The sequence below is a fragment of the Billgrantia saliphila genome (assembly GCF_002930105.1).
Taxonomy (GTDB): domain Bacteria; phylum Pseudomonadota; class Gammaproteobacteria; order Pseudomonadales; family Halomonadaceae; genus Halomonas; species Halomonas saliphila.
In genome coordinates this window covers 1-12,100 of the sequence record NZ_PJRN01000027.1, presented here as the reverse complement: position 1 = coordinate 12,100, position 12,100 = coordinate 1, and the positions used below count along the sequence as shown (strand labels likewise).

Genomic DNA, 12,100 nt, shown 5'->3' with positions numbered 1-12,100 from the left:
GTGCCCAGGCAGCTAACAAAAAACCGAGGCTTTATGGCCTCGGTCTTCATGTTTGGTAGCGGGGGCCGCCGACCTTGAAACGAAGAGCGAACCGACAGGCGTCGGTTCAGTGCCCAGGCAGCTAACAAAAAACCGAGGCTTTATGGCCTCGGTCTTCATGTTTGGTAGCGGGGGCCGGATTTGAACCGACGACCTTCGGGTTATGAGCCCGACGAGCTACCAGACTGCTCCACCCCGCATCAACGTGCTGCGTATTCTACGCTTTTTCTGCGCTGTGTCAAGGGCGTGCGCTTTGTCCGTGCAAGCACACCGCTTGTGTCCATAATGACTCATGAGGGGAGCTTGAAGGCGTGTCCTTCAGGCAGCATCCTGTTACGGCTGGCCTGCCGCGTTAGGTCAAGCAATGCGAAAACAAGTGTCATGATCAGGGAGGTGGAATATGACTCAAACAGCACCCGTAGCATGGGTCACCGGCGGAACCGGCGGCATCGGTTCGGCGATCTGTCGCGCACTTGCGTCAGCGGGCTACCACGTGGTGGCGGGCTATCACAATCCGGAAAAGGCCAAGACCTGGCTCGAGGCCCAGAAGGCCGACGGATTCGACAATATCTCCCTGTCGGGTGTCGACCTGACCGATTACCAGGCGTGCGAGGCCGGCGTCAAGGAAATCGAGGCGGCTCATGGGCCGATCAGCGTGCTGGTCAACTGTGCAGGGATTACCCGCGACGGCACGATGAAGAAGATGACGCCCGAGCAATGGCACGAAGTCATCGACACCAATCTCAATAGCGTATTCAACACTTGTCGCAGCGTCATCGAAGGCATGCTCGAGCAGAAGTATGGACGCGTCATCAACATTTCCTCGATCAACGGACGCAAGGGCCAGTTCGGACAGGTCAACTACTCGGCGGCCAAGGCCGGCATGCATGGCCTGACCATGGCGCTGGCTCAGGAGACCGCGACCAAGGGCATTACCGTCAACACCGTCTCGCCGGGATATATCGCGACCGACATGATCATGAAGATTCCCGAGAACGTGCGCGAGGCCATCCGCGAGACGATTCCGGTGAAGCGCTACGGGACGCCGGAAGAGATCGCCCGGCTGGTGGTGTTTCTGGCCGACAGGGAATCGGGTTTCATCACGGGCGCCAATATCGACATCAACGGCGGCCAGTTCATGGGCTGATCCACCCGCGATCCGCGACGGGGAGGCCTATCGGGCCTCCCATTTCGTTCTGCATGTGCGCCTCACGGCGGTGGCAGTTCCGTCAGTTGCGTGAGCAGTGCATCGAGTTCACCGACTTCGCGTTCCCATTGTTGCGGCGATACCGGGCCGGTGGCCAGCAGGTCGCGAAGCACGTCTCGCACTTCTTCCTCCCGGCTCATTTCTCGTCCCAGCCCCTCATTGAGTCGCTCGACCTGGATCGCCAGACGCAGCGGCTCGTCATGCTGACTGATGCGTCCCAGGGCGAGTAGCGAAAGGTGCACCCGCAGGCGGGCCAGCTGCTCGGCGATTTCAGCGGGAGGGGGTGGAGCGAGGCGCACCGCGTTACGACGTTCATGTGCCTCGTAAAGCGCGTCGGACAGCTCGACTCCGGCAGGCGGCGATACGACTTCGGCCTCGCCGTGCTCACGCAGTCGAGCGTCCGCAGCCAGATGGGCATCGAGTAACGGTCGGCAGGCCTGCCAGCGATGTATCTCCTCGGCCACGGCCAGGCGTGCCAGGCGTTCGCGCCGGCTGCGTACGATGCCGCTCCAGCGTCGCCGCATGCCTTCGGTTCGCCTGCCCGGGGGCAAAGGTTCCAGCGTGGCTGCCTCTTCGAGGGCGCGTTCGAGAAAGTCGGCATCTCCCGCTCTGGCGGGTTGCCAGGCGTCGAGCCGGTCGATCAGGGCCTGCATCTGTTCGAGACGCTCGCGGGCACGCTGGGCGCGGTCGTCCCGCTGGGCTTCGCGCATGGCGAAGATCCGGTCGCAGGTACCGCGAAATTCGCGCCACAGTGCCTGCTCTTCACCGCGCGGCGCGCGGCCTAGCTCGCGCCAGCGCTGCTGCAGGGCCTTGGCCTGCTCGGCTCGGGCATCAGGCGTCATCTGTCGTTCCAGCAGAGCCTGTGCTTCGTCGATCAACTGGCGCTTGGCGTCGGCCACCTCGCGGGCGCGCTGTTCGATCAGGCTTTGCAGCGCGAAGCGGATGTGGCCGAAGCGGCGCCCGATGGCCTGGGCCTGGTCGCGCGGCACGGGCGAGTGGCGGCGCCACTCCTCACGGGCCTGATCGCGGATTTGCCGTAGCGCGTCCGGGTCGGCATCGGCGGCCGGCGACTCCAGCAATGCCTCGAGTTGTTCGCACAGGGCAATACGCGCTTCGAAATTCTGATGCCTCTCGTGGGTCTGACGTTCGCGCCAGGGTGCCAGGCGTTCGTGGATGCGGTCGGAGGCGCCCCGGAAGCGCTCGGAGAGTTCTGGGCTGGCGGCGGCGTCGCCCAGTCCCTTCCAGTCACGGACGAGTTGGCGATGCCGTCGGTCCAGCTCGGCATCGGTGAGGCGCGTGTCGTCGGCGAGCTGCTCGATGGCCAGGCACAATTGTTCGCGCTTGGGACCGGCGACGAAACCGCGCCAGTCGCGTAGCTCCGCGAGGCGGGCGCCGAGTCGCTTGAGCCTGGCTTGATAGGGACGAAGCGTTTCATCGGGCAGCGCGTCGGCACGATGCTTGAGGCTCTGATGGAGCCGGCTGGCGCCCTTGAATGCACCGCGGTCGAGCAGTGTTTCGAACTGCGTGAGATCCTGATCGAAGCGCGCCAGGCGCGCTTCGAGGTTGCCCTCCTCGGTGAGGCGCTGTCCGCTCAGCATCTGCTGCGCGCGGGCGAGCAGCGGAGTGGGCGGCAGGGTGCCGGGCCAATGGCAGGTCTCAAGGGCCTCGGTAAGGCGCTCGGCATCCTTCTCCTTGAGCGCCTGTTCGATCTCGGCGGCCTGCGCTTCCAATCGTTCCCAGGCGTCGAGAACGCGGTCGTAGTCCGCGAGTACGGCATCGTAGCGCTGGCGTAACGTCTCGTCCGTCACGTGGAGGTCGGAAAGCGCCTGCCAGCGATTGGCCAGCAGCAGCTTCTGCGAACGCAGGCTGGCGATATCCTGGCCGGTCAGCCTTTCGCCTCGAGGCAGGCTGGCGAGGCTCTCTTCGAGCGCCTCCAGCAGCGACTCGCGCGCTTCGGTGGCCAGCTCACGGCGACGCTCGGCCTCGGCCAAGGCATGCTCGTGCGCCTCGTGGTCGGAGATCGCCTTGCGGCAGCGCTGAGAGGCATCCTGAAAGCGCCGCTCCTGTTCCGGATCCGGCAGATCCGTGAGCGATTCCCATTCGCGAACCAGGTGGCGAAAGCGTCCTGCATAGAGCGGCTCCCAAGGGGCCCGGGCGTGCGCTTCCAGTTTATTCAGCAATGCCTCGCGCTGCTCCCGGGCCGCGGCCAGCGACGCCGCGTCGGCGCGCAACCGATTCAGGCGCTCACGCGCCTGGCGCATGACCTGGCGGTCTCGACGAGCCCGCTGGGTCAGACGCTGTAGTCCCGGCTCGCTGGTCACGCGAGCGGCCGCCGCGTGACGCACGGCGGCAATACCGTTATCGCACGCCTGAGCGATGAGATCCTCCTCCCGGGTGAGGCGCGCTACGGCCGTCAGGCGCAATTGCTGGTTGTCGCCCTCCAGCGCCACGTCAGAGAGCAGCTCGGGGTCGTCAAGCCCTTCTACGATGCGCAGACGCCTGGCCAGCTCTAGGTGGGCGACCTGGCCACTGAGCAGCGCGACCAGACGCCTTCGTAGCTCGGGGGACTCCGGCTCCCGCTCCAGCAGGGCGAGCAGCGCTTCGGGGGAATCGACCCTGTCCAGTGCCGCCTGGCGGACCTGCGCTTCCTCGTCGAGACACAGAGACTCCAGTGCCTGGCGCTGCTCGGGGCGCGTGGGGTCGAGCCGGTCGATGGCCCGCAGGCGAACCTGGGCATCGGGATGCTGCCAGCGAGGGGCGAAAAGGCGGCGGAGAAATCCGGGCATGAGACATCCTGAGTAAAGAGGCGTAGCGAGGGCTGCGCGGTCCTTTTTGTTGCTTTCGTCTTGTTGCTTCGAGCTTTGCCGTAGGGCATCGTCTTTCGTCTAACGCCTTATCTAAGCATGCGACGTGTCGGTGGAAAAGTCCGCTCCGTTGAGGGAGAGGGCAACGTCTGGGCTATGGTCATCGAGGCGTGGCTGGCCGTATCATCAGTTGCAGGGGGGAGGGGAGTCGCTTAGCTTTAGTCCCACGACCCGACAACACCCGAGTGGAGTCCGGCAATGAGCCTTAATGTGGACAGGGCAGGCATGGCATTTACCTTCAAAGGAGGCATGCTGCCGATGACGGTCATGGAATTGGCCAGCGCTGACCCGGAGCAGATCCGTGAACAGCTATCGGGCAAGCTTAGCCAATCACCCGCTTTCTTCCAGCACACTCCCGTGGTGCTCAGCGTCGAGAAGCTCGACGAACCGCATCTGGCGCTGGAGCGGATCTGTGCCGTGTGCCGAACCCATAAGCTGCTGCCGGTAGCCGTGCGCGGCGGCTCCGACCCCGTCAAGCAGTCGGCCTGGGCCTTGGGGCTGGGATGGTTCCCCCCTTCCGACGGTGCGCGTAGCCGGGCTCTCGAGGAAGTGCCGCCGATCGAGCCCGTGCGCGAGGCCGAGCCGGCAGCGGCCACACCGACGGCCAGCGGTGGGCGCATCTATCGGGGCACGGTGCGCTCCGGGCAGCAGATCAGCGCACCCGAAGGCGACCTCGTGGTGGTGGGGGCCGTGAACGCCGGCGCCGAAGTTCTGGCCGCAGGCAGCATCCACGTCTACGGTGCCCTGCGCGGTCGCGCCTTGGCCGGCATCCATGGCGATACCCTGGCCGGCATCTTCTGTCGTGAATTGCGCGCCGAGCTGCTCTCGGTGGCGGGAACCTACAAGCGCATGGAAGATATCGATCCGCATTTGCTGGGCTCGTCGGTGCAGGTGACGCTCAGCGACGCTCAACTGGGCATCACGGCCCTGGACTAGCCGTTGCCGGCGAGCGCTTGGTTTTCAGCGACATTGCTTTCACCGTTACCAAAGGAACGCACAACTTGGCCAAGATCATCGTAGTGACCTCAGGCAAGGGTGGGGTCGGCAAGACTACCAGCGCAGCGGCCATCGCCACCGGGCTGGCGCTGCGAGGCAACAAGACGGTCGTCATCGATTTCGACGTGGGACTGCGTAACCTCGATCTGATCATGGGCTGCGAGCGCCGTGTGGTCTACGACCTGGTCAATGTGATCCAGGGCGAGGCGGGTCTCAACCAGGCGTTGATCCGCGACAAGCGGGTCGACAATCTGCACATCCTGCCGGCGTCACAGACCCGCGACAAGGATGCCCTCACCGCGGAAGGCGTGGAGAAGATCCTCGATACCCTGGGCAAGGATTTCGACTACATCCTGTGCGATTCGCCCGCCGGCATCGAGCGCGGCGCGCAGCTGGCCATGTACTTCGCCGACGAAGCGGTCGTGGTCACCAACCCCGAGGTGTCGTCGGTGCGCGACTCCGACCGCATTCTGGGCCTGCTGGCGTCGAAGACGCGCCGAGCCGAGCGCGGCGAGGATCCGATCAAGGAGCACCTGCTGATCACGCGTTACAACCCCGCCCGTGTCACCGAGGGCGACATGCTCAACCTGGATGACATCCGCGAGATCCTGGCCATCGATCTGATTGGTCTGATCCCCGAATCCGAGGCGGTGCTGCGGGCCTCGAACCAGGGCGTACCGGTCACTCATGACGACAGCAGCGACGCGGGTCAGGCCTATATGGATACCGTATCGCGCCTGCTCGGCGAAGATGTGCCGCTGCGCTTCCATGAAATGCAGAAGAAGAGCTTGCTTAGCCGCATGTTCGGGGGAGGTCGCCGGTGAAGTTACTGGAATTCCTCAAGCGCGAACGCAAGAAATCCGCCTCGGTCGCCAAGGAGCGGCTGCAGATCATCGTTGCGCATCAGCGTAGCCAGCGTGGCCAGCCCGACTACATGCCGATGCTGGAGAAGGAGCTGCTGGAGGTGATTCGCCGCTACGTACAGGTGGACGACGATGCCATCAACATCAGCCTGGACAGCGAGGACAACTGTTCGGTGCTGGAGCTCAACGTCACCCTGCCACGCAGCTGAGTCGTTCGTGGGGCTGTGCTAGGCTGTGCCATCCAGCGACGCAGAGTCAGGAGACACCGCGCCCATGGCAAAGCCCGATGCCGCCCCGATGACGTTCCTGTGGCACGACTACGAAACCTTCGGCGCCGATCCCCGTCGCGATCGTCCCTCGCAGTTCGCCGCGATTCGCACCGATGTCGAATTCAATGAGATCGGAGAGCCGGTCGAGCTATTCTGCAAGCCGGCCGACGACTATCTGCCGCACCCCCAGGCCTGTCTGATCACTGGCATCACGCCGCAGCAGGCACGCCGCCGAGGGCTGCCAGAAACCGAGTTCGCCGGTCGCATTCACGCTTTGATGAGCGAGCCCGGTACCTGTGCGCTGGGCTACAACACGCTGCGCTTCGACGACGAGGTCAGCCGCTGCCTGTTCTATCGCAACCTGCTCGACCCCTATTCCCGCGAATGGCAGAACGGCAATTCGCGCTGGGACCTGATCGATGCGGTGCGTGCCTTCCACGCCCTGAGGCCGACCGGCATCGAGTGGCCGCGCCGCGAGGACGGCTCGCCCAGCTTCCGCCTCGAGCATCTCACCGCCGCCAACGGCATCGCCCACGAGGGCGCACACGATGCGGTGGCCGACGTGCGTGCTACGATCGCTCTGGCGCGGCTTCTGAGAGAGCGCAATCCCCGTCTTTTCGATCACCTGCTTGCGCTTCGCAGCAAGCGGGAGGTGGCGCGACGACTCGATCTGAGCGGACGCAAGCCTGTGTTGCACATATCGCGTCGCTACCCGGCCAGTCGCGGCTGCAGCGCGCTGGTGATGCCGCTGGCCGCGCACCCCTCTAACCCCAACGGGGTGATCGTCTACGATCTCTCGGTGGATCCCGAACCGCTGCTCGCGCTGGACGCCGAGCAGATTCGACAGCGCGTCTTCGTCAGTAGCGACGACCTGGCCGAAGGCGAGGCACGCATTCCGCTCAAGGTGATTCATCTCAATCGCAGCCCGGTGATCCTGCCCGTTGCCGCGCTCAAGGATGCGGAAGGACCGCGGCAGGGGGAGTACGGCGAAATCGTCGAGCGCCTGGGGCTGGATCTGGCCGCCTGTCGGTCGCACTGGAAACGGCTGGCGACGAGCCCCGAGGCGGTGCGCAAGGCCGGCGAGGTTTTTTCCCAGCCGCCTCCCGAGGGGCCTCAGGATCCCGACCTGATGCTCTACGGCGGTGGTTTCTTCTCGCCCGCCGATCGTCAGCAGATGCAGCGGGTGCGCGAGACCTCCCCCTGGGACCTGGTGGACGCGCGTTTCGCCTTCCAGGATCCGCGCCTGGAGGAGATGCTGTTCCGCTATCGAGCGCGCAACTTTCCCGACACCCTCAGCAGCGAGGAACAGGGTCGCTGGGAAGCCTATCGTTGGGAACGCCTGAACGATGCGGCAGTGGCCGGCTTCACACTCAAGGATTTCGCCCGTGAGATCGAGCGGCTCAACCAAGTGGCCCTGAACGATCGCGAACGACAAATCCTCGAGGAATTGGTGATGCACGTGGAGGCGATGATGCCTGCTCAGGCCTTCGGCTAAGCGTCAAGGCTCCTTCCTGCCGTGCTTCGGTGACGAGCCGCTTTCACTGCACCGGTAACGTACGCTCTCGTTCACGAGCAACTCCGGAAGATTGAAACACAGCGCCCGGCCAATGGCCGGGCGCTGTGTGTCAGGGCCGTCTGCCGCTATCAGTCGTCGGCTTCGGGTAACGGCTCCAACTGCCGGGTCAGGGCGACGACGTCGCTGGGCTCGTCGCCTGGGTCGTAGGCGATGGTGACGGTATTTTCCTTCCCGCGCAGCTCGGGCCAGGTGCGTTGCAGGTCGTCGACGGTGACCGCCAGGACGCGTTCGGCCAGACGCTCGCGGCGGTCGAAATCGGTATCGCCGTACGACAGGGCGCGCCATAGCCGATTGGTCAGGCCCGAGAGGCTGGTATCTCGCTCGAGAAGACCGTCGCGAACTGCCTGGCGATAGGGCGCTAGTTCGTCGTCGTCCAGCGCCTCGATGCGACGCCCGAAGTCGTCGAGGAAGGCGTCGATATGGGCCTGGATCTCCTCGCTCTCGATGTCCGGTGACTGGACCAGCAGGCTCAGGCCCGGTGCGTCGAGCAGGGGCGAGTAGCCGGCGCTGACCACGTAGCCTAGCTGCTGCTCGGTGCGCAGGCGCTGATAGAAGGGGGTGTCGATCAGCTGGCCGAGCACGGCGAGGCGAGCCTGTGACTCGAGCGAACGGTCCTCGCCCTGCAGATAGCGCAGCACTAGTGACTCTTCGCGGGAGGTCACCGGATGCAGCGTAGGCAAGGCCTCGTCGATGCGCAGCGGAGTCAGGTCGGGTATCGCCTCCTCCGGCAGAGTGGGCTCAAGACGCTCGGCGACCTGGCGACCTTCACGTTCGGCCAGCTCGGCATCCAGATTGCCGATCGCCAGTGCCTGCAGGCGCAGCTCGCCGAGGAAATCGTCACGGAAGTCCCGCAGGTCGTCCACTGCTAGCTCACGGCTGGCTTCCAGCAGGCTCAGGGTGGGCCACTGGGGGCGTAGCAGCGCCTCGGCCAGGGTGCGGTGGCCCTGACGATACAGGGGCGCCTGGGGGGCGTTGCGCCACTCGCGCTGCAGGCGATAGCGCACGCGCTCGAAGCTGTCCTTGCCGATTTCACCGCCCATGAGCTGCTCGAAGGTACGGGTCATGACGCGGTCCTGGCGGTCGCGCCAGCCAGAGAATGCCAGCGTGATGCCGCGGGCGTGGGCGTAGGCTTCGATATCGTGCCCGGCCAGGCGCGCCGCATAGAACTCCTCGTTGAGGCTATCCTCGAGCCAGCCGGCCAGTAGCTGGGCGAGGGCCGCGTGGTGCGGGTCACGGCTGGCATCGGGGTGTTGCAGACTGAAGCGCCACTCCACCTTGGGTGTGTTGAAGCGCGACTCGGCCATGTGCCACAGCGTGAAACCCCGTTCCTCGATCCGTTGCCCGGGACGTTCATCCTGTACGTCGAGCAGTGTCAGGTCGGCAGCGATGAACGGGTTGGGCTCGGGCAAGGCGAGCCCCGCCAGCGGCTGGGTGCCTGCGGTCCCCGGCTCGGTCTCGCGCCAGGGGGCGTTGAACCAGGGCGAGGTGTGCTCGCCCTCGACCTCCGGGCCGCTGTAGACGCGCAGCAGCGTCTCGGGGCGTAGCGCATCCAGATAGCCCTCGACCAGCTCCTGATCGAACCCATCCATGCGGTAGGCGGCGTACTGCACGTCCTCCACGGGGAAGCGTGCCAGGTTCATGGCCAGGCGCATGGCGCTCTGCAGTGACGAGCCGTGCTGCTGGAAGCGAAATTCCTGCTCGGCCAGGCGGGCCTGCTCGTCGTAGCGCCAGGCTTCCAGTCCCGATTCGCGAATCTGATCGATGGCGGCGAACAGCGTGGCCTGGATCTCATCGATACGCTCGGCGCCGGCCGGCGTCAGGCTGACGCTGACAGTGAGCAGGGCGTGCCGCTCATCACCGCGGTCCATGCCGGCCGAGAGGCCGTCGGCCAGTCCGGCTTCGCGCAGTACCGCAAGCAGGCTCCCTTCACCTTCGTGCCCGAGCAGGTGGGCCAGGTAATCGGCCGGCTTGTGCCGATAATGCTGGATGGGGTCGGGCACGGGGAACATGAAGCGGACATGGCGGCTGTCGCGCGTCGACTGGACTTCGACGTAGCGGGGCAGGTTCTCTTCGCGGACCAGCGGCTCCTCGATCGTGGGACGCTCCAGGCCGCGATCGGCGATCCCGGCGAAGCGTTCGGTGACCATCGCCTCGAGCTCGTCGAGCGGCTGCGGTGCGACCAGCGCCAGGTGCATGACGTTGGCATCGTAGTAGCGCTCGTAAAAATCGATCACCCGCTCGCGTAGCGAGGCTTCGCCGCCGGTGGGGTCGAGAGTCTCGCGGCTACCGACCGAGAAATTGGTGAGGGAGTTGTCGGGGTTGAGCAGCTGGTTGAGCACGTCGATTTCACGCCGAGCATCGTCGCGGATCCGGGCCATGTATTCGGAGTGCACGATATTGCGCTCACTTTCCAGCCGCTCGGGATTGAACAGCGGCGTGAGGAAGAACTGGCTGAAGCGATCCAGGGCGCCGGGCAGCGCCTCGGGCTCGATGTCGAAGAAGTAGTTGGTGTCCTGCGGGGCAGTAAAGGCGTTGTGACTGCCACCGTGACGGCGTAGGTAACTCTGGTAGGCATCCGCTTCGGGATAGGGCTCGGTGCCGAGAAACAGCATGTGCTCAAGAAAGTGTGCCAGGCCCGGCAGGTCGTCCGGGTCCTGGGCACTGCCTACGCCGACGTTCATGGAGGCGGCCGCCTGATCGGCTTCGGGATCGCTGACCAGCAGAGCGGTGAGACCGTTTTCGAGGATCAGCACTCGATAGTCGCGGCTGTCGTGAGGGCTGACTCGAGGACTCACGACCTCGTCGACCGCCTCTTCGGGTGATGCCGTGACGTCGGCTTGGCTCGTCTCGGCAGGGCCGGCCAATAAGCCGGTCAGCAGCAGGAGCGCAAGCCAGGTCGGCGCATGCCGACGTTCGGGACGGGGCCAGGTCGGGGTGGGGGACGGCATCATCTCTCCTGTTCGTTCCAGCGCAACATGGGCCCTGTCGGGTGTGCGCAGGCGGGATCCTGATTGGCGGGATCGTTCACCCTTCTAGATACCGGAAAAGCGCCCAACAGTTCCCGCGAAGCGGGATGCAACAGACTTTGGGCGGCTTCCAGTGAGGTCCGTGGATCGAGCCAGCGCATGGCATCCTCGGCGGCGATCAGCGCGGGCAGTCTATCGCTGAGCGAGGCTAGCGGCTCCTGGGTGGCCACGGTGATCAGCGCCATCGAGTCGGTGTGCTCGGTCGGGCTCGTATGATAGCGACACCAAAGGCCGGCGAGCAGCATCGGGCTGCGATCGACGCGGGTGATCAGGAACGGCTGCTTGAAGCGTAGCTGCGCCCGCCATACGTAGACGCCGCCCACCGGCACCAGGCAGCGCCGGGCGGCGAAGGCGTCGCGGAACATGGGGCGTGTCTCGAGCGATTCGGCCCGGGCGCAGTGTGGCGCATGATCCAGCACGCCGAGCCAGTCTGGCGTCAGCCCCCAGAATGCGCGACCCAGGCATACGTCGCTCTCCACCAGGCGGATGTGGGAGAGCGGCCGTCGTGGCGACAGGTTGGGGGCGGTCAGCAGGGGAGCCTCTTGGCGCAGGTCCGGCAGCAGTCGAGCCGTATCGAGCGACGGAATGTACAAGCGACCGGCCATGGGGCCTCCGAATGTCGGGATGGCGTCAGGGTAGCCAAGTCGGAGGGGACTGAAAAGGCTTGTCGTGGTAGGGTCGAAAACAGTGTTCGATGTAGGCTATGCTAAATGAACGGGCGAGTAGTCGCCCGTGATGCTCAACGTTCTGCGAGGAACCCGATGGCTCGTCCCCGACAGCATGCGCCCGAAGCGCTCCATGCCCAAGTCATGGCCGCATGCGATGACTGGCTGCAGGGTAATCCCGTGCATGCGCTCTCGCTACGTGCCCTGGCGCGTGAGGTGGGCTGCGCCCCGAGTACCCTGCTCAAGCTCTATGGCAGCTTCGGTAACCTGCTCCAGCACGTGAACATCGAGACCCTGGCCCGGCTGCGCATGGTCATCGAACCGTTGACCCAGGGCAGCGCGCCGGAGCATCAGATGCGCGCCCTGGCGCTGGCCTACTGGCAGTTCGCCCAGCGCGAGCCGTATCGCTGGCAGCTGCTGTTCGACTACCCGCTGGCGCAGGAAGGCGAACTCGACCAGCGTCAGTCCGACATGATCGAGGCGCTGTTTCTGCGCGTCGAGAACGGCCTCAAGGAGTACCAGCCGGCGCTCGGCGACCTCGAGGCCAGGCGTCTCGGGCGCACCCTGTGGGGCAGCGTGCATGGCCTGGTGCAAC

The 12,100-nt window shown here is 65.2% G+C and carries 9 protein-coding genes and 1 tRNA gene; 6 read left to right on the top strand and 4 right to left on the bottom strand.

The features are described 5' to 3' along the window. Positions 1 to 162 precede the first annotated feature (162 nt). Positions 163 to 239: transfer RNA gene (locus CYJ07_RS19230), tRNA-Met, on the bottom strand. Between the two features lie 200 nt (positions 240 to 439). Between CYJ07_RS19230 and phbB the strand changes: the two genes are divergently transcribed. Next, positions 440 to 1,186 (top strand): acetoacetyl-CoA reductase, encoded by a 747-nt coding sequence (phbB, locus tag CYJ07_RS19225; protein WP_104205314.1) that lies wholly within the window; start codon positions 440 to 442, stop codon positions 1,184 to 1,186. Positions 1,187 to 1,248: 62 nt separating this feature from the next. Here the strand turns inward: phbB and CYJ07_RS19220 are convergent, their stop codons facing one another. After that, the gene (locus CYJ07_RS19220) at positions 1,249 to 4,032 is read right to left on the bottom strand and encodes a DUF349 domain-containing protein (RefSeq protein WP_104205313.1); all 2,784 of its coding nucleotides are present in this window, start codon (positions 4,030 to 4,032) and stop codon (positions 1,249 to 1,251) included. A 276-nt stretch (positions 4,033 to 4,308) separates the two neighbouring features. Between CYJ07_RS19220 and minC the strand changes: the two genes are divergently transcribed. The 4 genes from minC (at position 4,309) to sbcB (ending at position 7,733) form a co-directional block, all read left to right on the top strand. After that, complete coding sequence (gene minC / locus CYJ07_RS19215) at positions 4,309 to 5,046, top strand: septum site-determining protein MinC (protein WP_104205312.1); 738 nt, start codon at positions 4,309 to 4,311, stop codon at positions 5,044 to 5,046. Positions 5,047 to 5,111: 65 nt separating this feature from the next. Next, positions 5,112 to 5,930 carry a septum site-determining protein MinD gene (minD, locus tag CYJ07_RS19210; RefSeq protein ID WP_104205311.1) on the top strand — a complete coding sequence of 273 codons (819 nt, stop codon included), beginning with the start codon at positions 5,112 to 5,114 and terminating at the stop codon, positions 5,928 to 5,930. Then, positions 5,927 to 6,178: a cell division topological specificity factor MinE gene (gene minE, locus CYJ07_RS19205; protein WP_104205310.1), complete on the top strand. Its 252-nt coding sequence runs from the start codon at positions 5,927 to 5,929 to the stop codon at positions 6,176 to 6,178. The genes minD and minE overlap by 4 nt, the downstream gene beginning before the upstream one ends. Positions 6,179 to 6,242: 64 nt before the next feature. Next, positions 6,243 to 7,733, top strand: a complete 1,491-nt coding sequence (gene sbcB / locus CYJ07_RS19200) for an exodeoxyribonuclease I (protein WP_104205309.1) — start codon at positions 6,243 to 6,245, stop codon at positions 7,731 to 7,733. Between the two features lie 149 nt (positions 7,734 to 7,882). On the opposite strand, the gene CYJ07_RS19195 is transcribed toward sbcB, so the two are convergent. Both CYJ07_RS19195 and CYJ07_RS19190 read right to left on the bottom strand, forming a co-directional pair. Next, positions 7,883 to 10,765, bottom strand: coding sequence for an insulinase family protein (locus CYJ07_RS19195; RefSeq protein WP_104205308.1), 2,883 nt, complete (start codon positions 10,763 to 10,765; stop codon positions 7,883 to 7,885). Next, entirely contained in the window at positions 10,762 to 11,445 is a 684-nt protein-coding gene (locus CYJ07_RS19190) for an SOS response-associated peptidase (protein ID WP_104205307.1), read from the bottom strand. Before CYJ07_RS19190 ends, CYJ07_RS19195 begins: the two co-directional genes overlap by 4 nt. A gap of 156 nt (positions 11,446 to 11,601) precedes the next feature. On the opposite strand from CYJ07_RS19190, the gene CYJ07_RS19185 reads away from it, so the two are divergent. Continuing rightward, a partial coding sequence (locus tag CYJ07_RS19185; protein ID WP_104205306.1) for a TetR/AcrR family transcriptional regulator occupies positions 11,602 to 12,100 on the top strand: 499 nt, incomplete at its 3' end.